This is a genomic window from Xanthomonas sp. WHRI 8932A, from assembly GCF_035012785.1.
Taxonomy (GTDB): domain Bacteria; phylum Pseudomonadota; class Gammaproteobacteria; order Xanthomonadales; family Xanthomonadaceae; genus Xanthomonas.
The window spans coordinates 65,294-90,844 of the sequence record NZ_JAYGQQ010000014.1; the positions used below are offsets into that span (position 1 = coordinate 65,294).

Annotated in this window: 24 protein-coding genes and 1 other RNA gene; 13 read left to right on the forward strand and 12 right to left on the reverse strand. The window is 65.7% G+C overall.

Annotation, left to right across the window (positions count from 1 at the left end):
- Positions 1 to 81: 81 nt before the first annotated feature.
- Positions 82 to 555 carry a DUF1456 family protein gene (locus tag VC212_RS20935; protein ID WP_055853578.1) on the forward strand — a complete coding sequence of 158 codons (474 nt, stop codon included), beginning with the start codon at positions 82 to 84 and terminating at the stop codon, positions 553 to 555.
- Positions 556 to 742: 187 nt separating this feature from the next.
- Here the strand turns inward: VC212_RS20935 and VC212_RS20940 are convergent, their stop codons facing one another.
- On the reverse strand, positions 743 to 2,860 hold the full coding sequence (locus VC212_RS20940; protein ID WP_323526835.1) for a methyl-accepting chemotaxis protein: 2,118 nt from the start codon (positions 2,858 to 2,860) through the stop codon (positions 743 to 745).
- A 307-nt stretch (positions 2,861 to 3,167) separates the two neighbouring features.
- Between VC212_RS20940 and hrpB the strand changes: the two genes are divergently transcribed.
- Together hrpB and VC212_RS20950 are read left to right on the forward strand one after the other, a co-directional pair.
- Positions 3,168 to 5,669, forward strand: a complete 2,502-nt coding sequence (hrpB, locus tag VC212_RS20945) for an ATP-dependent helicase HrpB (RefSeq protein WP_323526836.1) — start codon at positions 3,168 to 3,170, stop codon at positions 5,667 to 5,669.
- A 212-nt stretch (positions 5,670 to 5,881) separates the two neighbouring features.
- Positions 5,882 to 6,313, forward strand: coding sequence for a hypothetical protein (locus VC212_RS20950; RefSeq protein ID WP_055853585.1), 432 nt, complete (start codon positions 5,882 to 5,884; stop codon positions 6,311 to 6,313).
- A 557-nt stretch (positions 6,314 to 6,870) separates the two neighbouring features.
- Here the strand turns inward: VC212_RS20950 and VC212_RS20955 are convergent.
- A complete protein-coding gene (locus VC212_RS20955) occupies positions 6,871 to 7,446 on the reverse strand; it encodes a pseudouridine synthase (protein ID WP_323526837.1) in 576 nt (191 codons plus the stop codon).
- 327 nt (positions 7,447 to 7,773) lie between these two features.
- Positions 7,774 to 8,628 (reverse strand): class I SAM-dependent methyltransferase, encoded by an 855-nt coding sequence (locus VC212_RS20960; RefSeq protein WP_055853969.1) that lies wholly within the window; start codon positions 8,626 to 8,628, stop codon positions 7,774 to 7,776.
- Positions 8,629 to 8,861: 233 nt separating this feature from the next.
- On the opposite strand from VC212_RS20960, the gene VC212_RS20965 reads away from it, so the two are divergent.
- From VC212_RS20965 to VC212_RS20985, 5 genes are all read left to right on the forward strand, one after another.
- Positions 8,862 to 9,830, forward strand: a complete 969-nt coding sequence (locus VC212_RS20965) for an aldo/keto reductase (RefSeq protein WP_323526838.1) — start codon at positions 8,862 to 8,864, stop codon at positions 9,828 to 9,830.
- Between the two features lie 105 nt (positions 9,831 to 9,935).
- Positions 9,936 to 10,964: an NADP-dependent oxidoreductase gene (locus tag VC212_RS20970; RefSeq protein WP_323526839.1), complete on the forward strand. Its 1,029-nt coding sequence runs from the start codon at positions 9,936 to 9,938 to the stop codon at positions 10,962 to 10,964.
- 62 nt (positions 10,965 to 11,026) lie between these two features.
- Entirely contained in the window at positions 11,027 to 11,830 is an 804-nt protein-coding gene (gene dkgB, locus VC212_RS20975) for a 2,5-didehydrogluconate reductase DkgB (protein ID WP_323526840.1), read from the forward strand.
- Between the two features lie 89 nt (positions 11,831 to 11,919).
- A non-coding RNA gene (locus tag VC212_RS20980) (sX9 sRNA) lies at positions 11,920 to 11,994 on the forward strand.
- Positions 11,995 to 12,115: 121 nt separating this feature from the next.
- On the forward strand, positions 12,116 to 12,418 hold the full coding sequence (locus VC212_RS20985) for a hypothetical protein (protein ID WP_055853597.1): 303 nt from the start codon (positions 12,116 to 12,118) through the stop codon (positions 12,416 to 12,418).
- Positions 12,419 to 12,800: 382 nt separating this feature from the next.
- Here VC212_RS20985 and VC212_RS20990 read toward each other — a convergent pair whose 3' ends face one another.
- Positions 12,801 to 13,217 carry a hypothetical protein gene (locus VC212_RS20990; RefSeq protein ID WP_055853599.1) on the reverse strand — a complete coding sequence of 139 codons (417 nt, stop codon included), beginning with the start codon at positions 13,215 to 13,217 and terminating at the stop codon, positions 12,801 to 12,803.
- A 219-nt stretch (positions 13,218 to 13,436) separates the two neighbouring features.
- Here VC212_RS20990 and VC212_RS20995 point away from each other — a divergent pair, with 219 nt between their 5' ends.
- Positions 13,437 to 14,237 carry a DUF2884 family protein gene (locus VC212_RS20995; RefSeq protein ID WP_323526841.1) on the forward strand — a complete coding sequence of 267 codons (801 nt, stop codon included), beginning with the start codon at positions 13,437 to 13,439 and terminating at the stop codon, positions 14,235 to 14,237.
- Positions 14,238 to 14,654: 417 nt separating this feature from the next.
- Here the strand turns inward: VC212_RS20995 and VC212_RS21000 are convergent, their stop codons facing one another.
- The 5 genes from VC212_RS21000 to VC212_RS21020 form a co-directional block, all read right to left on the reverse strand.
- The gene (locus tag VC212_RS21000; protein ID WP_323526842.1) at positions 14,655 to 15,686 is read right to left on the reverse strand and encodes an alpha/beta hydrolase; all 1,032 of its coding nucleotides are present in this window, start codon (positions 15,684 to 15,686) and stop codon (positions 14,655 to 14,657) included.
- Positions 15,687 to 15,704: 18 nt separating this feature from the next.
- Entirely contained in the window at positions 15,705 to 16,133 is a 429-nt protein-coding gene (locus VC212_RS21005) for an organic hydroperoxide resistance protein (protein WP_055853607.1), read from the reverse strand.
- Positions 16,134 to 16,232: 99 nt separating this feature from the next.
- A complete protein-coding gene (locus VC212_RS21010) occupies positions 16,233 to 16,694 on the reverse strand; it encodes a MarR family transcriptional regulator (protein ID WP_323526843.1) in 462 nt (153 codons plus the stop codon).
- Positions 16,695 to 17,155: 461 nt separating this feature from the next.
- Positions 17,156 to 18,250, reverse strand: a complete 1,095-nt coding sequence (gene zapE, locus VC212_RS21015) for a cell division protein ZapE (RefSeq protein WP_115526765.1) — start codon at positions 18,248 to 18,250, stop codon at positions 17,156 to 17,158.
- Positions 18,251 to 18,328: 78 nt separating this feature from the next.
- Positions 18,329 to 18,991 carry an alpha/beta hydrolase gene (locus tag VC212_RS21020; protein WP_115552900.1) on the reverse strand — a complete coding sequence of 221 codons (663 nt, stop codon included), beginning with the start codon at positions 18,989 to 18,991 and terminating at the stop codon, positions 18,329 to 18,331.
- A gap of 66 nt (positions 18,992 to 19,057) precedes the next feature.
- Here VC212_RS21020 and VC212_RS21025 point away from each other — a divergent pair, with 66 nt between their 5' ends.
- Positions 19,058 to 19,939, forward strand: a complete 882-nt coding sequence (locus tag VC212_RS21025; protein WP_323526844.1) for an EamA/RhaT family transporter — start codon at positions 19,058 to 19,060, stop codon at positions 19,937 to 19,939.
- 74 nt (positions 19,940 to 20,013) lie between these two features.
- Here the strand turns inward: VC212_RS21025 and VC212_RS21030 are convergent, their stop codons facing one another.
- Positions 20,014 to 21,339 (reverse strand): GTP-binding protein, encoded by a 1,326-nt coding sequence (locus VC212_RS21030; protein ID WP_323526845.1) that lies wholly within the window; start codon positions 21,337 to 21,339, stop codon positions 20,014 to 20,016.
- A 61-nt stretch (positions 21,340 to 21,400) separates the two neighbouring features.
- Here VC212_RS21030 and VC212_RS21035 point away from each other — a divergent pair, with 61 nt between their 5' ends.
- Positions 21,401 to 21,787: a MerC family mercury resistance protein gene (locus VC212_RS21035; RefSeq protein WP_323526846.1), complete on the forward strand. Its 387-nt coding sequence runs from the start codon at positions 21,401 to 21,403 to the stop codon at positions 21,785 to 21,787.
- A gap of 36 nt (positions 21,788 to 21,823) precedes the next feature.
- Positions 21,824 to 21,991: a hypothetical protein gene (locus VC212_RS21040; protein WP_323526847.1), complete on the forward strand. Its 168-nt coding sequence runs from the start codon at positions 21,824 to 21,826 to the stop codon at positions 21,989 to 21,991.
- Positions 21,992 to 22,071: 80 nt separating this feature from the next.
- Here VC212_RS21040 and VC212_RS21045 read toward each other — a convergent pair whose 3' ends face one another.
- Together VC212_RS21045 and VC212_RS21050 are read right to left on the reverse strand one after the other, a co-directional pair.
- Complete coding sequence (locus VC212_RS21045; RefSeq protein WP_323526848.1) at positions 22,072 to 23,790, reverse strand: ExeM/NucH family extracellular endonuclease; 1,719 nt, start codon at positions 23,788 to 23,790, stop codon at positions 22,072 to 22,074.
- 282 nt (positions 23,791 to 24,072) lie between these two features.
- Positions 24,073 to 24,591, reverse strand: coding sequence for a c-type cytochrome (locus VC212_RS21050; protein WP_055853623.1), 519 nt, complete (start codon positions 24,589 to 24,591; stop codon positions 24,073 to 24,075).
- A 281-nt stretch (positions 24,592 to 24,872) separates the two neighbouring features.
- On the opposite strand from VC212_RS21050, the gene VC212_RS21055 reads away from it, so the two are divergent.
- Positions 24,873 to 25,517 carry a DUF4198 domain-containing protein gene (locus VC212_RS21055; protein ID WP_323526849.1) on the forward strand — a complete coding sequence of 215 codons (645 nt, stop codon included), beginning with the start codon at positions 24,873 to 24,875 and terminating at the stop codon, positions 25,515 to 25,517.
- Positions 25,518 to 25,551 lie beyond the last annotated feature (34 nt).

Below are 25,551 nucleotides of genomic sequence, written 5' to 3' on the forward strand. Positions count from 1 at the left end.
TCGGCGCGACACACGCCGCATTCCACCCCGGCCCCGTAGAATGACGCCTTTCCGGCGACAGGCCGGGGCCCCGGAATTGTCATGATCCACAACGATGTACTGCGCAGCATCCGCTACATGCTCGACCTCAGCGACGACAAGGTGGTGGAAATCACTCACCTGGCCGACCCCGAGTTCGCGCTCGACAAGCCGCAGGTACAGGCCTGGCTGAAGAAGGAAGACGAGCCCGGTTTCGAGCCCTGCACCGATGCGATGCTGGCGCGCTTTCTCGATGGCCTGGTGCTGCGCTTCCGCGGCCGCGACGAAAGTCAGCCGGCCCGCCCGCTGGAAACCCGCGTCGGCAACAACCTGGTGCTGAAAAAACTGCGCGTGGCCTTCGAACTCAAGGACGTGGACATGCACGCCATCTTCGCTGGCGCCGGCTTCCCCCTGTCCAAGCCGGAACTGTCGGCCCTGTTCCGCCAGCCCGGCCACAAGAACTTCCGCCCTTGCGGCGACCAACTGCTGCGCGCCTTCCTCAAAGGCCTCACCGCCCGGGTGCGCGAAGCGGGGTGATGGTTTCAATGCCGATGCGTTCGACGCTCAGTCGATCAGCGTCGCAGCACTGCATCCCTACGCGATGACCGATCGCATACACACGCACACATCATGCGTGTGCGTGCAGACGGCGGACTGCCGCCTCTCGCATGAGAGCACTCCCACGCGAGAGGCGTTCATCCAGCTATCTTGCCCGTCTGCAGACTCACGCAGCCGCCACCAAGCGCGGCTTGCGTGCATCTAGTCGGAACACCGACACCGCTTCGCTCAGCTCCACTGCCTGTTCTTCCATCGCACGTGCGGCGGCCGAGGCTTCTTCCACCAACGCAGCATTGCGCTGGGTGGTTTCGTCCATGTCGTTGACGGTGCGCGCGACCTGTTCGATGCCCGACGATTGCTCGCGCGAGGCAGCGGAGATCTCGGCGATCAGCGTGGTGACCTGCTGCACCGATTGCACGATGTCCTGCATCGTGCGTCCGGCCTGATCCACGCGTGCGCTCCCGCGCGCCACGCTCTCCACCGATGCATCGATCAACTGCTTGACCTCCTTGGCGGCACCGGCCGAGCGCTGTGCCAGCGCGCGCACCTCGGAGGCCACCACCGCAAAGCCGCGGCCCTGTTCGCCGGCGCGCGCGGCTTCCACCGCCGCGTTCAACGCCAGGATATTGGTCTGGAACGCGATGCCGTCGATGACGCTGATGATCTCGGCGATCTTCTTCGACGACACTTCGATCTCGCCCATGGTATCGACCACGCTGGCGACCATCTCGCCGCCACGGCCGGCGATGTCGGCAGCGGCCTGCGCACCACGGCTTGCCTGCTGCGCGGTGTCGGAGTTCTGCCGCACGGTAGAGGTGAGTTCTTCCATCGAGGCTGCGGTTTCTTCAAGATTCGCGGCCTGTTGTTCGGTGCGTTGCGCCAGATCGCTGTTGCCGGCGGCAATTTCTGCCGAGGCGGTGCGGATGGTCTGCGCGGCCAGCGTGATATCGCCAACGATATCGGTGAGGCGCTGCACGGTGGCGTTGGCATCGTCGCGCATCCGCGCGAACACGCCCTGCTGATTACCGCGCATGCGCGCGGTCAGATCGCCATCGGCGATCGCCTTGAGCAGCTGCGACAACTCGCCCAGATTCTGGTCCACGTTCTGCATCAGGCCATTGAGGCCCTCGACCATGCCGCGGAATTCGAACTTGTAGGCATCGGCATTGCCGCGGGTGGCAAAGTCGCCGGCCGCAGCCGCTTCCACCAGGCCGCGAATTTCGCCATTGATGGCCGCCAGGTTGCGCTTGGTGGTGTCCATCGCATCGGTAATCTGCGCCTTTTCGCCCGGCAGGCGCGGCATGTCCACCGACATGTCGCCCACCGCGTAATGCTGCATCACCTGCAGCATGGTACCGATCAGGCCCACCTGCGCGCCGATCAATCCGTTGGTGTCATCGACCATCCGGCCGTAAGCGCCGGGAAACGCTTGCGCGTCCATGCGGTAGCTCATCTGCCCGGCTTCGTGGCGCTGCGCCATGTCCGCCTGCGCGCTGGAGACATCGGTAAGCGTGTTGACCACCTGCCCCATTGCCTGGCCAAGCAGGCCGATTTCATCGCGGTTGCTGACCGCAGCCCGCGCGGACAGATCGCCGGCCGCCACCAGGCGTGCCGCACGCGCGACGTTTTCGATGGGCCGCACGATCGAGCGTCGAATCCACCACCCCAACACCACCACCAGACATAACGCCGCAGCAATGGTGGCCAGCGCCGAATACACCAGCATGTGCTGCGCCGATTGCGAACTTGCCAGCACGGCCGCATCGGCCAACGCCTTGTTGCGCGCGACCAACGCCTCCAACGTCTGGCTGGGCGCGCGGTCCTTGCCCTTGACCAGCTGATCGCCCACCTGGGTGTCGTAGCCGGATTCGGCAAACTTGCCCAGCGCCGCTTCGTAGCTGACCTGCAGTGCCAGATGCGCCTTGGCAAAGTCCTGCGCCAACGTGCGCGCCTGCGGATCGGCCAGCGCGCCTGCCAGTGAGGTGACCGTGCCCTGCACGCTCTTGCCCTTGTCGCGGAAGGCAGTCAGATGTTTTTCGAGCTGTGCAGGGTCGCGGCCCCGGATCAGCACGTTCTTCCATTCCTGCACCTGCAGGCGGAAATCGCGGGTGAGTTCTTCGCTGGCCGAAGCCTGCGCCACTTCCACCGGCACCTTGCCGGACAGACTCAACCAGGCAGAGCCCAGACCGCCAAGTGCGCACAACAGGATGATCGACAGACCAAGCGCAAGGGCGCCCAGCAGCTTGCTTTGCAGACTGACAAAACGCGGGGACGGGGTGGACATGGTCAATCCAGTGACGGGTTCAACCGGGTTATCGACGCCAGCCATGCACTCTGAAGCATGCAAGCCTCCTGCATTTGCACTCGTCGGATCCGCCACGCAGCAACCGAGCGGACGCTGCCGGAGCGGCTGTGGGGCGCATATCTTTGTGCACGCAGGCTCTTGGCCCGCAGCACGTCGCCGGGCAGCAAGCGCTGGCGGCAAGCCCAAGCGGTTGCGTTGCCGACAGGCCATACGCCATTCCCTGACAGGCTCCACCTCGATCCCCGACCATCGCACCGGCGCGAGCAGGCCCGTATCCTTGCCGCGCATGACCGAACCTGCATTCCCCATCGCCCCACTGCTGCCGCAGATCCGCGACAGCCTTGCCGCCCACCCGCGTCTGGTGCTCGAAGCCCCGCCCGGTGCCGGCAAGACCACTCAGGTGCCGCTGGCGTTACTGGATGCGCCGTGGCTGGCCGGCCGCAGCATCGTGATGCTGGAACCGCGCCGGGTGGCCGCGCGTAGCGCTGCGCTGTTCATGGCGCGCCAGTTGGGCGAGCCGGTCGGCGAAACGGTGGGCTACCGCATCCGCTTCGAAAACAAGACCTCTGCGCGCACCCGGATCGAAGTGGTCACCGAAGGCATCCTGACCCGGATGATCCAGGACGACCCGATGCTGGAACGCGTGGGCGCGCTGCTGTTCGACGAATTCCACGAACGCCATCTGGCCGGCGACCTCGGCCTGGCATTGGCGCTGGACGTGCAGGCACAGGTGCGCGAGGACCTGCGCATCGTGGCGATGTCGGCCACGTTGGATGGCGAGCGGCTGGCTGGTTTTCTGGATGCGCCGCGCCTGAGCAGTGCCGGGCGCAGTTTCCCGGTGGAGATCGCACATTTCCCCGCGCGCCGCGACGAAGCGCTGGAACCACAGACGCGGCGCGCAGTGGAGCATGCCCTGCTCACCCATCCCGGCGATGTGCTGGTGTTTCTGCCAGGCCAACGCGAGATCGCGCGCGTGCAAGGCGCCTTGCAGGACGCGCTGGACACGGCCATCCAGGTATTGCCGCTGCACGGCGAGTTGTCGGTGGACGCGCAAAGCCAGGTGCTGCAGCCGGATGCGCAGGGCCGCCGCCGCGTGGTGCTGGCCACCAACGTGGCAGAGTCCTCGGTGACCTTGCCCGGCGTGCGCGCGGTGATCGACAGCGGCCAGGCGCGCGAGCCGCACTACGACCCCAACAGCGGCTTTTCGCGGCTGGATGTAGCCACCATTTCGCAGGCGTCGGCCGACCAGCGCGCCGGCCGTGCCGGACGCGTGGCCAGCGGCTGGGCGTACCGGCTGTGGCCGCAATCGCAGCGCCTGGAGCCGCAACGGCGTGCCGAAATCGCCCAGGTGGAACTGGCCGGCCTGGCACTGGAACTGGCGGCATGGGGCAGCGATGCGCTGCGCTTTGTCGATGCCCCGCCCACCGGCGCGCTGGCGGCCGCGCGCGAATTGCTGCAACGGCTGGGCGCGCTCAGCGACAGCGGCAGCATCACCGCGCTGGGCCGCCGCATGCTGGCGCTGGGCACGCATCCGCGTCTGGCCGCGATGCTGGCGCAGGCCGGCGCTGCATCGCGCCTGGCATTGGCCTGCGACCTGGCCGCGTTGCTGGAAGCGCGCGACCCGCTGCGGCAGGGCGGCGATGGATTGGCCGCACGCTGGCGCGCGTTGGCGGCATTTCGCCAGGGCCGCAGCGCGCCCGATGCCAACCGCGGCGGCCTGGCCGCGATCGACAGTGCCGCCAAACAATGGCGCCGCCGACTGCGCTGCGACACCGCCCCACCCAGCAGCGTGGAGGCGCACGCGCTGGGCGACCTGCTCGCGCATGCCTTCCCCGACCGCATCGCCGCACGCCACCCCACCGACCCGTTGCGCTATCTGCTCGCCAACGGCCGCAGCGCGCGTCTGTTCGACCACAGCGACCTGCGCGGCGAACCGTGGCTGGTCGCCAGCGAGCTGCGCTACGAAGCCAAGGACGCCCTGCTGCTGCGCGCAGCGCCCGTGGACGAGGCTTATCTGCGCCGCAGCCTGCCCGAGCGTTTCGTGCAGCAGGACGTGGTGCAGTGGGACGCCGACAAACGCGCCTTGGTCGCGCGCCGGCAATCCAGCTTCGACCGCATCGTGCTCGACAGCCGCCCCGCCGGCCGCGTCGATCCCGCGCAGGCCGCTGGCGCCCTGACCGAGGCGGTGCGCCAGCTCGGCCTGGACGCCCTGCCCTGGACCGAGACCCTGCAGCAATGGCGCGCGCGCGTGCTGTCGCTGCGGGTGTGGATGCCCGAGCTGGAGCTGCCCGATCTCTCCGATGCCGCATTGCTTGCCTCGTTGGACCGTTGGCTGCGCCCGGCCTTCGCCGGCAAGACCCGGCTCGACGCGCTGGATGAGTCCAGCCTGGGCGAGGCGCTCAAGGCCGCACTGCCGTGGGAACGCCGCCAGGCCATCGACCGCCACGCTCCCACCCGCATCAGCGTGCCGTCGGGCATGGAACGCCAGATCAGCTACGCACTCGACCACACCCAGCAACCGCTGCCGCCGGTGCTAGCGGTCAAGCTGCAGGAATTGTTCGGCCTGGCCGAAACCCCGCGCATTGCCGATGGACGCATCCCGCTGACCCTGCACCTGCTCTCGCCCGGCGGCCGCCCACTGCAGGTCACGCAGGATCTGAAAAGCTTCTGGGCCAACACCTATCCGGACGTCAAAAAAGAAATGAAGGGCCGGTATCCCAGACACCCATGGCCAGACGACCCCTGGACAGCTGCCGCAACCCATCGCGCAAAACCGCGCGGCACCTGACCCACCATGCTTTAGACCCTCTCCCGCCCGGAGAGCGGTTGGGGTGAGGGGACGGCCGCGCGTTGGTCATGCAATGCAAAGCGACATCTCACTTGCACGCAGGCAACAGCGCTTTTTAACCGTTAGCCAAACGGCGCCCACTTCCGCTAACGCCGCCTATACGCCATTGGCCACAGACTGCAGGCCACGTACTCGGAAAGGAAACGCCTTCAATGAGCAAGCTGACTGTGATCACCGAACGCGCCCTGGAGCGTGCCCTGGAACTGGCCGGCACCGCCGGCGACCAACTGCGTCATGCCGCATCCACTGCGGGCGACCAGGCACGTAGCGCCGGCAGCAGCCTGCGTCATTTCGGTCCGGGTGCCAGCGAATGGCTGAAGACCGGCGTGGCCCTGGGCGCAGTGCGCAGCGGCGGCAAGGCGGCCAGCAAGCTGGTCAAGCGCAACCCGGCCATCACCGTGGCAGCGGCCGTCGCCGGCCTTGGCCTGATCGGCTATGCGGTGTATCGCAAGCGCCAGCGCGATCAGCAGGTGCTGGGTGGCAACGTGCACCGTCTGGATCGCGAACACGCCAGCAATGCCAACGCACGTCGCGCCGCCTATCAGCGCCGCGCTGCAGTGACCCCGAGCGACGGCGTCGAATAAGACACCGAGTCCGCCGAACAGGCGGATTGCACGCCGCAACGCCACGGCCTCGCGCCGTGGCGTTGTCGTTTGTGGGCAGGCATTGCACAGCGCTGTGTGGCACGCAGCCGCACAGCACCCACTGCGTTGCCGGGTCCCTATGCCGCTTTAGAGCAGCTAAGGAACCTCTGAATAACTCATGGGCCAGCGAGAGAGAGTTGCAATCTAGCCTAATCACGACAATCGCCGGCGCTTAAAATCAAACACTTGCGCGTGATTTAGTCTGTCCAATGCATCGATCGGAAGCCTATGAAAGAGTTGTTCAGAGCTTCCCTAAGAAAACGACTTCGCTCACCGTCAGGCGGGCGCGGCCTGTGCTCGGTGCTCGGTGCTCGGTGCAGCATGGAATACCCGTACACGTACACGCCGGATCCGAGTGCGGCATCCACACCCAGGTAAGAGCTGCTCGCTACGTGTCGTCAGCCGCTCGTTGAAAGACGCATGCAATCGCCGCAGTTCGATCGCATCACTGGCGATTGCAGCCATCGCGCCATCGAGGTGATCGCAACACCCCAGCGCTATCTGCGCGACCCACGCCCCTGTCGCGGGCCAGGCGTGTCATCCACACGCCACTGGCCAGGCGCGAGCGCATCCAGTCTCCAGTCGCCGATCGCTACCCGCACCAGACGCAAGGTGGGCAGACCGACCGATGCGGTCATCCGACGCACCTGACGGTTACGGCCTTCGGTGATCTGCAGTTCCAGCCAGGCATCGGGCACGGTCTTGCGCACACGCACCGGCGGATTGCGCGGCCACAGCTCCGGCGCGGGGTCGAGCGTGCGCACCGCTGCCGGCCGGGTCGGGCCATCGTTGAGCAGCACGCCATCGCGCAAGGCCTGCAGCTGTGCGTCCTGCGGCTCGCCTTCTACCTGCACCCAGTACGTTTTGGGCTGTTTGTGCCGTGGGTCAGTGAGCCGATGCGCCAGTGCGCCATCGTCGGTGAGTAACAACAGCCCTTCGCTGTCGTGATCCAGGCGGCCCGCCGCGTACACGTCCGGCGGCAGGCCGAACTCGGCCAATGTGCGCTTGGGCGGCTGCGAGCGGTCGCTGAATTGCGACAGCACGCCATAGGGTTTGTTCAACAGCACCAACATGGACAGACCTGTTGCAGAAGAGCGCTGCGCGCAGCGATCGCCGCGCGTGGCTGTATGACGTAAGCAAGATGCGCGCCGCCAGCAGCGCGGTCGCTGGCATGCGGCATCCCGTGAGAACAACGGAAACTTCGGGTGCGCAGGTCACACCATGGTCAGACGCCGCTGTCCGCCACGCATCGCAGATCCCGTCTCTACGCACTCGCAACGCACATGCACTGCGTTCTTGCGCCGGCTGTCATACACACCCAACCGCACGCCACATGACAGCCGTTATGCGCAGCAACCACTGCATGCCGGCCGCATCTGCGCCGGCATGCAGACACGTGCTTACTGTTTGACGAACTTCAAGGTCATGCGGTCGCTCTCGCCGATGGCCTTGTACTTGGCATCGTCGGCCTTGTCGTGGCTGTTGCTCGGCGGCAACGTCCACACGCCACCCGGGTAATCCTTGGTATCGCGCGGATTGGCGTTGAGCTCGCTTTTGCCTGCCAGCTTGAAGCCCGCCGCTTCGGCCATCGCAATCACCTGCGCCTGACCGACATAGCCGCTCTTGTCGTCGGCCGGCACATCGGTCTTGGCGCGGTGCTCGACCACGCCCAGCACGCCGCCGGGCTTGAGCACTTTGTAGAAGCCGGCGAACATCGCCTCGGCACTGCCGGCCATGCGCCAGTTGTGCACGTTACGGAAGGTCAGCACCAGGTCGGCCGAGTTGTCCACGCCGAACGACGGCGACTTGGGCACATACGACACGAACGACGGCTTGCCATACACCTCGGGCTTGGCCTTGAACTTCTTTTCCAGCTCGTCGCGCGCACGCTGAGCGTAATCGCGGTTACGGCCTTCGGATGCCGACGCCGGGTCGACCACCGCTGCCACGTACTTGCCCTTCTCGCGCAAGTAAGGCGACAGGATTTCCGAATACCAGCCGCCGCCGGGCGTGATCTCGATAACGGTCTGGGTCGGCTTGATACCGAAGAACGCCAGCGTCTGGCCCGGGTGGCGGTACTGATCGCGCTGCACGTACACACGGTCGCGCCAGTTGCCATTGATGGCCGCCTGCAACGCGGCATCGGGCGCCGGCAGGCTCGCGCTGTCGGCCGGCTTCATGGCCATCGCCAGGGGCGCACTCATCGCCACCATGACACTCATCACACACGCACAAGCCAGCTTGTTGCGGATCATCGCAGCGCCCTCTTCCGGGTAAAAGTAGCGCGAGCCTAGCACGCGGCCTGGGGCCTGCCATGTGCCCGAATCGCAATGCTCAGCGGTGGTTCGCATCGCCGTGCATCCGCGAGATGTTCATATCCTGTGAGCCGATGCGCACGATCGGCGGAACGCTGAATCCACATCGATGTCACACGCATGATCGGTGCGCATGACTATCCTGTCGGCAGTTCGCATCAGGAGCTTCCACGATGACTCACCCCCGCGCACTGGGCCGCTCCGGCCTGCAGGTTCAACCGATCGTCTTCGGCGGCAATGTGTTCGGCTGGAGCGCCGATGAGGCGACCTCGTTCGCCTTGCTGGATGCATTCGTCGATGCCGGCTTCAATCTGATCGACACCGCCGATGCGTATTCGGGCTGGGTGCCGGGCAATCGCGGCGGCGAATCGGAAACCATCATCGGGCGTTGGCTTGCACGCAGCGGCAAGCGCGACAAGGTGCTGATCGCGACCAAGGTCGCCAAGTGGAGCGAGCATCCCGGCCTGTCGCCGGAGAACATCGCAGCGGCGGTGGAAGATTCGCTGACGCGTCTGCAGACCGATGTGATCGACCTGTACCAGGCGCATGAAGACGATGAGTCGATTCCGCTGGAAGCCACGCTGGCCGCGTTCGGCCGCTTGATCGAACAAGGCAAGGTGCGCGCGATCGGCGCGTCCAATTACAGCGCGTCGCGCCTGCGCGATGCACTGGATATTTCCGAGCAATACACGCTGCCGCGCTACGAAAGCCTGCAGCCCGAATACAACCTCTACGACCGCGCCGGCTATGAAGCCGAGCTGGAACCGCTGGTGCGCGAGCACGAGCTGGGCGTGATCAGTTACTACTCGCTGGCCAGCGGCTTTCTGACCGGTAAGTACCGCAGCAATGAGGATGCCGGCAAGAGCAGCGCGCGTGGCGCCTCGGTGGTCAAGCAATACGTCAACCCGCGTGGCCTGCGCATTCTGCAGGCGCTGGACGACCTGGCCGCAACCCACAACGCCACGCCGGCACAGATCGCGCTGGCCTGGTTGATCGCACGCCCCGGCCTCACCGCGCCGATCGTCAGCGCCACCAGCGTGACCCAGCTGCACGATGTGCTGGCTGCGGCGCAGCTGTCGCTGAGCGCCGAGCAGATTGCGCAACTGGATGGCGCAAGCGCGCCGGAACCGGCTGCAGCGTAACGCCGCAACAGCGCAGCATCGGCCTGTTCATTCACTCGCACGGCGACTTCTGTCGCTGTGTTCCCTCGGCCGCGCACGCGCGGCTCCCCTGCGAGGATCTTCCGCATGACATCGATCACCAACCGCCGCATCGTGCTGGCGTCGCGCCCGCACGGCGAACCCAACGCAGACAACTTCCGCATCGAAGAAGTCGCCCTGCCGCCCACCGGACACGACCAGATTCTGGTGCGCAACCGCTTCCTGTCGCTCGACCCGTACATGCGTGGCCGCATGGACGATGGCCCGTCGTATGCGGCGCCCGTGGCCATTGATGCGGTGATGGAAGGCGGCACAATCGGCGAAGTCGTCGAGTCGCATCATGCCGACTATCAGCCCGGCGATCTGCTGGTGCTGCACGGCGGTTGGCAGACCTATAGCCTGCTCACCCCGACAACACCGCTGCGCAAACTGCCCAAGGACGACAGCCTGCCGCTGAGCACCGCGCTAGGCGTCTACGGCATGCCCGGCTTTACCGCCTACGCCGGCCTGCACGAGATCGGCAAGCCGCAGCCCGGCGAAACGCTGGTGGTGGCCGCCGCCAGTGGGCCGGTCGGCGCCACCGTGGCGCAGTTGGCGCGCCTGCAAGGTTTGCGCGTGGTGGGCATTGCCGGCGGCGCAGAAAAAGTGCGCTACCTGCGTGAGTCGTTGCAGGTGGATGTGGCGCTGGACCATCGCGCCGACGACTTTGCTGCGCAGTTGCGCGCCGCCACGCCCGACGGCATCGATATCTATTTCGAAAATGTCGGCGGCAAGGTGTTCGATGCGGTGCTGCCGCAACTCAACGACTTTGCACGCATTCCGGTGTGCGGCGTGATCGCGACGTACAACAGCCGTGGGCAGGCACTGCCTGGACCCGATCGCCTGCCGGACTTCATGGGCCATGTACTGCGCAAGCGACTGACCCTCCGCGGTTTCATCCAGCACGATTTCATCCGCCTAATGCCGGCATTTTTGCGCGAAATGGGCCAGTGGCTGCGCGAAGAGCGCATCCAGTATCGCGAGCATGTGCTGCATGGCCTGGATGCCGCACCGCAGGGGCTGATCAGCCTGTTGCGCGGCGAAAACTTCGGCAAAGCGGTCGTCGCACTCGACTGATCAATGCGCAGCGCTCTACCGGCTCTTACGATTCCCCATTTCCCATTCCCAAAAGGAACACAATGACTGTCCCCGCATTCGGCCTCGGCACTTTCCGTCTCAAAGATCAGGTCGTCATCGACTCGGTACGCAACGCGTTGGCGTTGGGATATCGCGCCGTCGATACCGCACAGATCTACGACAACGAAGCGCAGGTTGGCCAGGCGATCACCGCTTCCGGCGTGCCGCGCGACCAACTGTATGTGACCACTAAAATCTGGGTCGACAAGTTCGGCCGCGATGCGCTGCTGCCGAGTCTGCAGGAGAGCCTGCGCAAACTCGGCACCGAGTATGTCGACCTCACCCTGATCCATTGGCCGTCGCCGAAGGATCAGGTACCGATGCGCGAGTATCTGGAAGCCTTGGCGGATGCCAAACAGCAGGGCCTGACGCGTGCGATTGGCGTGTCCAACTTCACCATTGCCCTGGTCAAGCAGGCGATCGAGATCCTGGGCGCCGAGGCGATTGCCACCAACCAGATCGAGGTGCATCCGTACCTGCAAAATCGCGCGTTGATTGCATTCCTGCGCGAACAGGGGATCCACGTGACGTCCTACATGACGCTGGCGGTGGGCGAGGTGCTCAAGGATCCGGTGATCCTGGCCATTGCCGCGCGCCACGAGGCCACCCCGGCGCAAGTCACGCTGGCCTGGGCACTGCAGCAGGGATATTCGGTGATTCCATCGTCGACCAAACGGGCGAATCTGGAAAGCAATCTCAAGGCACAGGACCTGCGCCTGAGCGAGCAGGACATGGGCGAAATCGCCGCACTCGACCGCGGGCAGCGGCTGGCCAACCCGCACGCCATCGCGCCCGACTGGGACTGATGGTGCACCGACGCATGCAGCGGGCTGAGAGCGGCTGACAAAACGACTGCGCTCACCGCCAGGCGGGCACAGTCGGCATGCGGTGCGGCATACACCACTCAGACACTCCGGTTCTGAGTGCGCCGCGCGCACCCATCTGACGACTGCTCGCTACGGTGTTAGCCGCGCTTGGCGCTGCATGCGACGACAGCGGTGGCGACCGCTCGTCGTCGCGGGCTGGTGAGCCGCCACCGGCGCTGCTACGGTGCGCGCACAGGGGGGTAGCCCGGTCACGGAGTCCTACCCATGCACAGCGCAGCCGTTCTGACCCGCAATACCGTCAATGTCGACGCAGAAATCGCCTACTGGCGGGATGTCCATGCCGAAGGGCATCTGGGCGGTTACGCGTTTGCCGATTACGCCCGCCTGCTGATGCTGGGCTACGACATCTACCTCGCGTATCCGCGCGCCACCGAAGCGCAGCTGTACCGGGTACTGCAGGATGCGTACTACCAGGACCAACCGCTGCTGTCGGTGCCGTGGGACCAGGCGCGCTGGATCGTGCGCCATGCCTGGCAGCATCTGCAGGATGCAAGCGTGCGGCACTGAAGGCGCCTGCGTTTGGGCACAACGCAAGAATTTTGCAGGATGGACGGCAGCGTAGTTCGATCAAGAAGCGCGTGCTGCGTGTTGTGCTGAGCGCCCTATGCTCGCGATGACTGCACACCGCCAGGTTGTTTGAGTTGGGAAGGGATATCTTTCGCGAACCGCATCAAATCAGGTCGGGCCGCAAGCGCGAATCAGCCGCCGTTTTTAAGCGCGCTGACGCTACAAACATCGAACACACGCTGGCGCGATAAGGCAGCTGGCAACACCAATCGCCTGCACCACACGATGACATAAACGGGCGGCATTGCGACCGCTCTACTCCGCGACGCATCACCCCGGTGACAGCTGGCCGCGCAGCAGTGCGCGGCATCGTGGACAGCAATCAGTTCAACTGACCCATCGCCATCGCCTGCCGATCGATACGGTGCTTTTCGGCCAGCGCCTGCATGCCTTGCAGCGTCGAGGCGATCAGGCTCGCGTAACGCAGCCGCCACAGGTTGGCGCGGTCGTCGTCGTCCTGTGTGCTGCCCAGCCCATCCAGCACCTGCGGCAGGCGGCGATCTGCCAGGGCGGACGCGGCCAGGTAAGGCTTCGGCGGTGCGATCACGTCGACCGGCGCGCGCCAGTCGTTGGCGACGTGACGGGCAATGCCGGCCAGGTGCGACAACTGATGCATGCCGATCAGGGTTTCGTGCAGCATTTCGCGGCACGCCCATTGCCACAGCGCCACCTTTTCCGATGGGTCCTGGGCGATTTCGGTCAGCGCCAGGTCAACCTTTTCGATACGTGTGTCGAGCATTGCTGAGCTCCGATGCTGCTATGCAACATAATTCACACCATACGCCGTGAGAATCAAGTGAGCCAGTCGTTTGGATACCGTCATCGCGTCGATGCTCGACCCGGTTCACGCTTTACGACGACCGCCGGTCGGAGCGGCACGGCCGGCACCCTGACTTCCTGCCCATGCAGCCCAAGCGCCGCTGCGTGATGCTGCAGTCCCCCGCCCGCGGTCACTCCCATGCGCCTTGCCGTCCTTGTGCCGCTGCTTGTGTTGGCAACCTGCACTGCGCAGGCAGAGACCGCCAAGCCGCAGCTGTCGTCGCGGCAATGCGAGGTCAGCACCTCCTACGACGTACTGGCCGATAGCGGCGGCATCTGGCTGCGTCGCAAGCAGGGCGCGCCACGCGAGATTTTCTTCCACGGTGGCGAGCTCAACGTGGACCGTCAGGCGCAACCGGTCAGCGCAGCCGATGCGCAACGGCTGCGCGAGCTCGAACAACGCACCCGCGCAATGATGCCGGCGGTGACCTCCATCGCCCACTCGGTCGTCGACATCACCTTCGATGCGCTCGGCGGTGTGGTGCATGTGCTGTCCGGAAGCGCACGTCAGCAACGCAAGGTCGAGCAACTGCGCACCGGCGCGCTGGCGCAGGTGGATGGCAGCCTGGGGCGTGGGCGCTGGGAGCAGCAACTGTTCGACGAGCGCTTCGAGGCCAGCGTCGAGGACGCGGCCGAGGATCTGGCCGGCAGCCTCACCCGCAGCGTGATGTGGACGGTGATGACCGGCCGTGCCGGGCAGCTGGAACGCCGTGGCGCGGAGCTGGATGCGCGGCTGGAACAAACCATGCAGCAGCGCAATCAGGTGCTGGAAACACAGGCGCAGGCGGTGTGCGTGCATGCGCAGGCGCTGTATGCCATCCAGCAGGCGCTGGAATACCGCTTCCAGGGCGAACAGTTGCAGATGCTGGAACTCAACACGCCCGTGCAGAAGGACGACGCGCCGGTGTCTGCCAGCGTGGTTGCCGCCGCGGCACATTGAGCGCGTCGCCCGCGTGCTGGCTTTGCTAATCCAGGACCATTGCCTGATGCGCCGCGTCTTCTTCGGAAGAGCCACGCGCTAGCGGAAAGTCGCGTCGTGATCGACCGCGTTTGACCCATTGCTGCCTGGCGCAGCAGCCAGTTGCGTCACGCATCCGACACCGCCTGCCGCTGTTCCAGCTCCAGCACGATGCACAAAACGACGCACACACATACGCCCGATGCGGCCGCACCGAGCGTATCTGCTGTGGCAATCCACACTCACACGATGGCACCGAGCAGCGGGCACACACCTCCATCCGGCGCACCGTGAAGTGACCGCGGCAGTTCTATTGAAGGGTGTGCACCACACTTACTTTCTGCTGCCGAACGCGCCGTCAACAGGGGCTGACGAACACCGACCGGTCAACGGCCGCGGTTACTTGGCCAGATGCTGCTGCAACTCATCGCCCGCCTGACGGATGGCGGTGCGGACTGCCGGCACGTCGCTGAGCGCGTTGAGCAGGCCGTAATCGTGAATCAAGCCGTTGTAGCGGGTCACGGTGACGTCTACACCGGCCTGGTCCAGCTTGCGGCCGTAGGCTTCGCCTTCGTCGCGCAACACATCCAGCTCGGCGGTCTGGATCAAGGTCGGCGGCAAGCCTTTGAGCTGCTCCACGCTGGCTTGCAACGGCGAGGCATAGATCTCGCGGCGCTGCTTCGGGTCGGTGGTGTAGCTGTCCCAGAACCAACGCATCATGTTGCGGCTGAGGAAATAGCCCTGCTGATACTGCTGGTAGGAGCCGTTGTCGAACGCGGCATCGGTCACTGGCCACAACAGCACTTGGTAGCGCAGTGCCGGCGTGCCGGCCGCCTTGGCCTGCAGGGCCACCGAGGTCGCCATGTTGCCACCCACGCTGTTGCCGACCACCGCCAGGCGCGTGCCGTCCACGCCAAGCTCGGCGCCGTGCTCGGCGACCCACTTGGTGGCCGCATAGGCTTGGTGGATGGCAACCGGATAACGCGCTTCCGGCGACGGGCTGTAGTCCACGTACACCGCTGCCGCGCCCGAGGCGCGCGCCAGATCGCGGATCAGCCGCTCATGGGTGGGGAAATCCCCCAATACCCAGCCGCCGCCGTGGAAGAACATGAATACCGGCAAGGTTTTGCCGGCGCTGCCCGGCGGCTTGACCACCACCAGGCCGAGCGGCTTGCCGTCAACGGTGATGGTCTTGCGGGTAACCTCGGCGGCCGGCAGTGTGGCGCCGGCCTGCGCGTCCACCAGTATCTTGCGGGCCTGCTGCGGGGTGAGCTGCTCCATCGGCTTGCCGCCGGAGGAGTTGAGCGCGTCCAGGAAGGCCTGGACCTTGGGTGAGGCGGCCGGTGCGCTGGAATCGGTCGGCGCGGCAAGCGCGCCGCCGATTGCCGACGCCAACGTGCCAACCAACAGCAACGATGCGTAGGGTTTCATGGGGATGTCCGGGTGGGATCAGGCCAACGTCAGGGTGACGTCGATGTTGCCGCGGGTGGCATTGGAGTACGGGCAGACCTGGTGGGCCTTGTCGACCAACGCCTGCAGTTCGGCCTTGTCCATGCCCGGCACGGCGACGCGCAGTTCGACCGCGATGCCGAAGCCGCCCGGAATCTGGCCGATGCCGACGCTGCTGTCGATGCTGACTTCGCCTGGCAGCTTGAGCTTGTCCTGCGCGGCCACGGCCTTCATCGCACCGATGAAGCAGGCCGCGTAACCGGCAGCGAACAGCTGCTCCGGGTTGGTGCCGTCGCCGCCAGCGCCGCCGAGTTCGCGCGGGGTGGACAGCTTGGCGTCCAGTGCATTGTCCGAAGACACGGCACGGCCTTCGCGGCCGCCGGTGGCAGTGGCGTGGGCGGTGTAGAGGATCTTTTCGGGTGAGGCCATGGTGGTTCTCCTGAGTGAGCGCAGTGCGCGTTGAATAAATTGTTAGCGATTAAATAGCGTGCTACTTAGTGGATAGAGCGATTGGATGCGATGACCGACTTATCCCGCACCCAGGCTGGAGCGTAGCTTTTCCAGTTCCTGCTTGAGTTGACGCAGTTCGTCCAACGAGCAGGCCGAGGCGCAAAACACCTGTTCCGGCACGCGACCGGCCTTGCTGCGCAGCGCGCGCCCGGCATCGGTCAGCGCAATGATGACCTGGCGCTCGTCGCTGACGGCGCGCGTACGGCTGACCAGGCCCGCGCTCTGCAGCCGCTTGAGCAGCGGCGTCAGCGTGGCCGAATCCAGATACAGCCGCTCGCCGATCTCCGACACGCTGCGGCTATCGGTCTCCCACAGCACCAGCATCACCAGGTACTGCGGATAGGTCAGGTCCAGATCCTTCAACAGACCGCGGTAGAGCTTGTGCATCGCCAGGTTGGCCGAATACAGCGCAAAGCACAGCTGGTTATCCAGTTGCAGCAAGGCGTTGGTGCGGTCGTTGGTGGCGGTGACAGTGTCCATGGGCTGCAATTTACATAGCGCGCTATTTAATTGCAAGCGATTTTTTGAACATGTTTGTCATGGACTGCCGCGGCCATGTCGCCGGGAGTCCATCGGCCCCTACCGGAGCTATCGGTATCGGTATCGGTATCGCAGGCTAAGTCTTGGCATCGTTCGACACGATGTTGTCGGGTTGGTTTTGCGGAGGGAGGCGACCTTGCACAACGCAGCCCGGCGGTCGCCGTCGCCTCGCCGTTCGATCGCTGCAAACACCGTCGCTGCCATGCCATCGGCCAGCCAGGGGCTGGGCAGGCACAGGTCGGTCAGCATGACGCTCGGCAGCATCGGCTGACGGGTCGACGGGGCGCTAGGCAACCACGGCATCTCGTTCAACCACGCGCCGCCGCCAAACTGGCTTTACCCGCACTCTTCTTCGATGGCGCCGATCTTGTAGCGCACCAGCGCAGGACGCGCGTGCGCGCTCACGCCCGATGCGCAGTCGCCAGATACTCCGCGCTCTGCATTTCGATCAAACGCGAGGCAGTACGTTCGAAGGCGCCGGCCAGGCGCTGGCCGCTGTACAACGCTGGCGGTGCGTCCTGCGCGGTGCAGACCAGATTGACGTGACGGTCGTACAGTTCGTCGATCAGGTTGACGAAGCGCCGCGCGGCGTCCTCGTTCATGCGATCGAAATGCGGAATGCCACCGAGCAGCACGGTGGTGAATTCACGTGCGATCTCGATGTAATCGGCCGGACCGCGCGGGCCTTCGCACAGCGCAGCAAAATCGAACCAGGCAATGCTCTTGCCGCGCGCGCGCACCGCGATCTTGCGCGCTTCGATTTCGATATTGCCGCCGCGTGCCTCGGCATTGCCGCTCAGTTCGCTCCAGCGCTGCAGCAGCCAGTCATCGGCCTGCGCATCCAGCGGCGCGCGATACACCGGCGAGCGCGTCAACGCACGCATGCGGTAATCCTCGGTGCCTTCGGCATAGAGCTCGACGCAGAATTTCTGCAGCAGCCCGATCGCCGGCATGAAGCTGTCGCGCTGCAAGCCGTTGGCGTAGAGGTTGGCCGGCGCGGTGTTGGAGGTGGTCACCAGGGTCACGCCTTCGGCGAACAGGCGCTCCAGCAGGCGCGCCAGCAACATCGCATCGCCGATGTCGGTGACGAAAAATTCGTCCAGCACCAGCACGCGCAGATTTTCACGCCACTGCTGGGCGATCTTGGCCAACGGATCGCTTTGCCCGGCGTGTTCGCGCAACTGCTCGTGCACGCCGCGCATGAAACGATGGAAGTGCGTGCGGTACTTCTGTTTGATCGGCAAGCCGTCGTAGAACAGATCGACCAGAAAGGTCTTGCCACGCCCCACGCCACCCCAGAAATACAGGCCGCGCACCGGCTCGGGCTTTTTCCAGAACGCCGACAGCCGATCCAGCCAGCCGTCCTGCGCGCTGTCCACCAAGGCCTCGTGGATACGGTCCAGTTCCGCCAGCGCCGCCTGCTGCGCAGGATCGGCGCGCCAGTCGCCGCGTTGTACGCCGGCGGCGTAGCGCTGCGACGGGGTCATCTCACTCATTCTGTTCTCCGCGGGCCGGCTGCTGCCCTGCCCGCTCAACGGCGCATCGCCAGGCGATACGCGTGGTCCATGCCGCGGTCAGACAGCGGCCGGCAACCAGCGCCGGACACCATGCTGGATCGCACCGCGCAGGTCGATCAATTTGCGGTGGAAGAAGTGGCTGGTGTCGGGCATGCGCACCAACTCGGGCTGCTGCTCCAGCGTGTCCAGCCAGGCGTACACCGCCTGCGGGTCGACGATTTCGTCGGCATCGCCCTGGATCACCAGCCACTGCTCCGGCGGCTGCATGTCGCTGAAATCCCAGCGCCCGGCCGGTGGCGCGATCGAGATCAGCACCTGCGGCGCGAGCGCACCGGCAGCCCGCAACGACACATACGCACCGAAGCTGAAACCGCCCAGCCAGAGCGTGTCGCCCGGCCGCTGCGCGCGCACCCAATCGGCGACCGCGCGCAGATCGTCCTGCTCGCCGTCGCCATGATCGAAGCTGCCGGCCGAGGTCCCCACGCTGCGAAAATTGAAACGCACCACGGTGATACCGAGCTCGCGCAGCGCGCGCGCGGCCATGGTGACGACCTTGTTGTGCATGCTGCCGCCCTCGGTAGAGAGCGGGTGGCAGAGAATGGCCGTGAGCGGTTGCGCGGCAACGTCCGGCTCGGGCAGATCGACCGCGACATCGAGCGGACCGACCGGCCCATCCAGCGTCAACGTGGCGGATTCGGTAGGAAATGGGGGATTGGACATGGCTGCATAATAGCCGCCCCGCCGGCCGCGTTCATCGCCCTGCCTGCACACTTCGTTGCGTTGCCCATGCATTTTCTGCTGTTTGCCGTTGTCTGCAGCGTGTTGGTGTCGGTGTTGTTGAAGCTGGCACCGCGTCGCGAGATCGACGTGTTTCAGGCCATTACCTGGAATTACGCCACCGCCTGCGTGCTGGCCGTGGCACTGCTCAACCCCGCATTTTCCAGCCTGAGCGCGGCGACCACGCCGTGGCTGGCACTGCTGGGCCTGGCGGTTGCATTGCCAGGTATTTTCCTGGTGCTGGCGCGCTCGGTGCGCGTGGCCGGCATCGTGCGCACCGACGTGGCGCAACGGCTGTCGCTGCTGTTGTCGCTGGCGGCGGCGTTTACCGTCTTCGGCGAAGCCGCCGGGCCCTGGAAGCTGGCAGGGCTGGGCGTCGGATTGCTGGCGATGGTCGGCATCGTGCAGCGCGCACATGCACCGGCGACGGTCGAGCCTGCATCTACCACCGGCGCGCAGGCACGTGCGTGGCCCTGGCTGCTGGGCGTATGGGTAGGCTTTGCGCTGATCGATATCCTGCTCAAGACGATTGCGCTTTCGGGCACGACCTCACTCACTGCGCTGACGCTGTGCTTTGCAATCGCGTTCGGGTTACTGCTGTGCGTACAGCTGGTGCGCATGCGCCGCGGCCATCGGCTGCATCCGCGCAGCATGGCCGCCGGGTTGCTGCTGGGCGTGCTCAATTTCGGCAACATCCTGTTTTACGTGCGCGCCCACCAACAGCTGCCGCACAGCCCCGCCACGGTCTTTGCGACGATGAACATCGGGGTGGTGGCGCTCGGTGCGTTGGCCGGTATCGCAGTGTTCGGCGAGCGCACCACGCGCTGGACGCGCGTGGGTCTGGGATTGGCGGTGCTGGCGATTGCGCTGATTGCCTGGGGCTCGCGCTGAGGGGCCAGTTGCCTAGTCACCTCGCGGCTGTCATCCGTACGCCACCGGCGCCCGCATGACAGCGTGCAAGGACTTCAACGCTCCCACTGCGGGAACGGATCCTCCAGCAGTTGCCACTGCGCCGGACCCTGGCGCAGTTCTTGATCGCTGAGCAGACAGGCATCCAGTGCGGCGCGCGTGTGCGTCGTATCCATCTCCACACCGATCACGGCAAGCTCCTGGCGACGATCCCCCCATAACGGGTGCCAGAGCCGCTGCATGGCGGCGTACTCGGTGGCATCGCCCACTTCATGCAGCTGCGGTAGCGGCGCGGTCCAGCATTGGGTCTGCTGCCGCTGCCAACCGATGTCGGTGTACGGCAGCGGCGTGATGCTGGTCTGCAGCCGCTCGCCGATCGATTGCGCATCCACACGATGGCGTGCGGCAAACCAGAAGCCGGCGGCATTGGTCTGGGTGGCGCCACCCACGCTGGACAACTCGCCCACCCAATCCATGCGGCTGGCCAGCCAGAAAAATCCCTTGCTGCGGATCACCTGCGGCAGCCCGTTGTGCACCATGCGCGCAAACCGCTGCGGGTGAAACGGCCGACGTGCGCGATACACGAAACTGCTGATGCCGTATTCCTCGGTCTCCGGCGTGTGCTCACCGCGCAGTTCCTGCATCCAGCCTGGCGCCAGCTGCGCACGGGTGAAATCGAACCGATTGGTATCGAGCAGCTGATGCAATGGCACATCCCCGTGGGTCGCATCCACAATCGTCGCCTCGCGATTGAGCGCACGCAGCACCGCGCGCAAACGTTGCAGCTGCGCTGCATCGATACGGTCGCACTTGCTGATCACCAGCACATCGGCGAACTCGACTTGTTCGCCCAGCAATTGCACCAACCCGCGCGTATCGTCCGGCCCGGCTTGCTGACCAAGCTCGGCCAGCGTCGTGGCCGAACCGAAATCCTCGAGAAAACGGCTGCCGTCCACCACCGTCACCATGGTGTCCAGGCGCGCAATATCCGACAGGCTGAAGCCATCTGCATCGCGCACTGCGAAGGTCGCCGCGACCGGCATCGGTTCGGCGATGCCGGTCGATTCGATCAGCAGATAGTCATAGCGGCGCTGCTCGGCCAGCCTGCGCACCTCCTGCAGCAAGTCGTCGCGCAGCGTGCAGCAGATGCAGCCGTTGCTGAATTCCACCAGCGTCTCTTCGGTCCGCCGCAATGCCGCGCCGCCGTCGCGCACCAACTGCGCATCGATGTTGATCTCGCTCATGTCGTTGACGATCACCGCCACACGCAGGCCCTCTCGGTTGTGCAGGATGCGGTTGAGCAAGGTGGTCTTGCCGGCACCCAGAAAACCGGACAACACGGTGACGGGAAGACGCGGATCGCGGGTGGGGGACAGGGACATCCGGACAACCTCGGGGGAGTGAAGTGTTACTATATAACACTTACTCAACGAGACCGCGTCCATGCGTGCAACCGCTTCGTTACTGGATACCTCGGCCATCGCCTTGTCCGGCCTGTGTCTGCTGCATTGCCTGGCACTGCCTCTGCTGGCCGTTGCGCTGCCACTGCTGGGTGCCTGGAGCCGGGCCGAATGGGTGCACGTCGTGTTTGCCGCTGCGGCGGTGCCGCTGAGCGGTTTCGCGCTGTGGAGCACGCATCGACGCCACGCGCTACCGGCGCCGGTGTGGGCGTTGGCGGGTTTTGGACTGGCCGGCCTGGCATTGGGCGCCAGCGGCATTGCAGGCGGCACCCTGGACACACCCATCACGGTCACAGGCAGCTTGCTCCTGGCCAGCGCGCATCTGCTCAATCTGCGGCTGCGCCGCAGCGCTGGGCAGTGTGAGAGCTAAACCTGCTGCGGCCCGGCCTAGACGGCGTTGTGGACGATGGCGTTCAAGGCGCGAGCGGGTGGTGCAATCACACGCGTTGATGGCCGTTTCGGCGGAGACTCGCCGCTGCAATCGCTGTACTGGCTATCGGAACGATGGCGTTTGCCGACGGCACTGCTGCACGCGCGCCTGACCGCAGGCATCGGCGACAACATGCCTTCGTGATCCGGCAACACGGCAACGTATGTAGGTGGTCGCTGCATGCGCGCACCAGCACCGCCGCGACGACCGCGCCTCGGCGTCACCTACAACGAAAAGCCCAACAACACCGGGTCGTGATCGGAGCTGCGCCACGGGCCGGGCAGGTTGCGCTTGGCATAGCCAGCGTCGTCCATCGCATCGGCATTGACGTGCCATTCCACTGCGCCGCGCAGTTGCTTGGCCATCGCCGGGCTGAGCAGCGCATGGTCCAGGCGCCCGCTCATGCCGTCGTAGACGTAGCTGTAGGGCTGCTTCACGCCAGCCACCGCAAAGGCGTCCTGCCAGCCGCTGGCGCGCAGGCTGCGCATCGGCGTTTCCATCGCGTAGGCGTTGAAGTCGCCCAGCAGCACGGCCAGCTTGGTCTGCGCGCCGGTGGGGTCGGTCTGCAGCCATTGGTGCAGGCGCTTGGCGGATTCGGTGCGCGTGGCATTCCAGCACGCTTGGCCGTCCTGCTGGTCGGCATCGGCGCCGCTGGCGTTGCCGCAACCCTTGGACTTGAAGTGGTTAGCGACGACCACGAAGGTGGCGCCGCGGCTGCTGCGGAAAGCCTGCGCCAACGGCACGCGGCTGTGGTTGTCGAACGGCCCGCCGGTCAGCATGGCCGGCTTGCCTACCGGGGTGACCTGCGAGCTGCGATAGAGCATGCCGACCCGGATCGCGTCCTCGCCCGGGCCGCTGGCGGTATCGACGAACTGCCAGTCCTTGTCCTTGCCGGCGGCGTTGAGCGCGGCCACCAGCTGCGCGACGGCCGCATCGGCGCCGTTGCCGTCGTTTTCCAGCTCCATCAGCGCGGCCACGTCGGCCTGCAACGGCAGGATGGTGGCAACCAGCTTGGCCAGTTGGGCCTGGAATTGCTCGTGCGTACGTGCGCCGCGCTTGGTCGGGAAACCACCGCCGCGGCCATTGCCGTTGAAGAAGTTCTCCAGATTGAACGAGGCAATGCGCAGATCGCCACCGACCTGCGGCGCCACCGCCGTCGGCATGGCCGGCAGAGTGAGCGGAGTCAGCACCTGGATGCGGTACTGGCCGTCATAGCGCTGGTCGACGATGCCATCGACCGACTTGAGCAGGCTGCCGCTGCGCAGCACCGCCTCGGGTTGCAGATACGCCACGGTCTTGGGGTTGCGTCCGTTGCGCGCATCGTCCAGCAGCACGCGGCGGCGCGCGTTCTCGGTGTCGACCTGGGCAAAGGCCGGGGTGCCAGCGGCGGCCACTTCGCTCGGCTGCCACAGCCGCCCACCGAATGCGGCGACCAGCTCGCCGTAGGTATCCAGGCGGTCGCTGCCGTTGAGGGTCAGCGCGGCGATGCGCACATGCTCGCCTTCCAGCGCTTCCCAGTTGGCCGGCGGCCCGCTGAGCATGCGCACCGGCACCGGCTGGCCGCTGGCGAGCCGTTCGATGCTGCTGGCATCCACCGAGGTCAGACTCGCCTCGCCGCCTGCCGACACCTCGCGCACCGTGCCGATGATGCGGACGCGATCGCCCACCGCCACCTCGGCATTGCCCGCACCGGTGACGAACAGGCCATGCGAGCGCCGCGGCTCGAAGCCGGGCTGCTGCACGAACAGGCCGGCCAGCCCGGCACGCGTATCGGCAGTGACGATGCCTTCCACGTCGACCACACGGCCGTCGTAGGGGCTGCGGGTGTCCTCGCCCTGCACGTCGGCAATCGACAGACGCTGCGGCGCGCTGTCGGCCGCGCTGCACAGCAACGGCGCCAGCAAACCGATCACACCGAGCACAAGCAGCGGGCAACGCGACATCGAAACACTCCAGAAGATAGGTCAAACGCAAACGCCGCCCGGAAGGCGGCGCGTGAGGACGGGGCGCAGGAGCAGGCTAACAAAACGCTGGGAAGTGCAGCCAGATCCTGCGTCAACAGGTCCGTGGCGGACCGGCGGCACCGGGTGTGCACGTCGCCACATTGGCAGACCCGTGCAATGAAACGCGCACCGACCCGGCGAGCGAGCTCATCAGACGCACCCGCTACACACGCGCCGCCACAGTGGACGCGGGCCTGTCGACGTCGACGACGCCGCAAAAGGTTATTTCAGATTGCCCAGCATCCAGTCGACCGTGGCACGCACCTGTTCTTCGGTCAGCCCCGGGTTGCCACCCTTGGGCGGCATGATGCCGCCGTCCGGGCCGGTGTAGCCCTCGATCGCGTGCTTGTACAAGGTGTCCTTGCCCTGGGCGATACGCGCGTCCCAATGCGAGTGGTCCAGCGTCGGCGCCTTGCCCACGCCGGTGGTATGGCAGGCGGTGCACAGGTTGTCGAAGATGGTCTTGCCGTCGGTGGTGCCACCGTAGGCGGACTGCGAGGACGCCTTGGCCAGCGCTGCCGCCTGGGCCGCAGCCTGTGCGGCTGCACCGGTGGTGCCGGCATAGACCGCGCCCGCCGGTGCGATGCGCTGCTGCACGCGCTTGACGGCCGTCGGCGACACCTCATCTGGGATGGCACGCTGCAAATAGGCTGCCAGGGCGATCAGGCCCAGGGTGATGACTACAAGTAATCCGATCACCATCGAGAATTTTTTCAGGAACTCGAGGTCGTAATTCCGCACGCGCTCACCCCTGGCTGTTGGTCGAAGACCTCTGCTAACGCCGGAGTATAGAGCACAGTTCATGCCCGTCTGACCAGCGTGCATGACAGTTTTTGCCGCGATGTGCGCTGCGCCCTGACCGGCTGTAGCCCCTGTGCGCGGGCACGCTCGCGCCCGCCGACAAATTGCCGCAGTGCCGCATGGCATGTTGGTCTCTGCGAAGGGAATTGCGTATCATTCCCATCAACCCACGGTGACGCGCCCGCTGCCTCGCCCGGTCCCGTCAACGAGGAGTCGCCGCGATGAAGTCTTTCCTGCTGTCCTGCCTGGCCTTGGCCAGCATCAGTCTGTCCGCCCAGGCCCACGAAATCTGGATCGAACGCGATGGCAGCGGCCCGGTACGCATCTTCTTCGGCGAGCCAGCGCAGGAGACCCTCGACCACGGCCAGGACGAGATCAAGCGCGTGGTGAAGCCGAGTGTGTTCGGTACCGCCGGCAAGGCCGGCGCCCTGACGCATGGCGACGACTTCCTGACCGCGCCGCTCTCCGGTGCCGGCGATGCGTGGCTGAGCGATGACAGCGTGTTCGAGCCGTGGAAGGGTGAAGCCGGCGGGTTCGAGACGGTGAGCTATTACGCCCGTGCCGGGCGCAGCACGCCAGCGGCCAAGCTCGATCTGGAGCTGGTGCCCACCACCGCCAACGGCAGCACGCTCACCGTGCTCTATCGCAACAAGCCGCTGCCCAAGGCTGAGGTCACCGTGATCGACCCGCAGAAGTGGCAAAAGACGCTGACCTCCGACGACAAGGGCCAGGTCACCCTGCCCAAACTGCGCGCCGGTCGCCACATTCTGGTGGTGAACAACAAGGAGCCGGTGACGCGTGAGATCGCCGGCAAGCAGGTGTCGATGGTGCATCACATCAGCACCCTGACCTTCGTCGCCGAATAAGCATCGCTTCAGCTCAGCCACGCCTGTCGCCCGC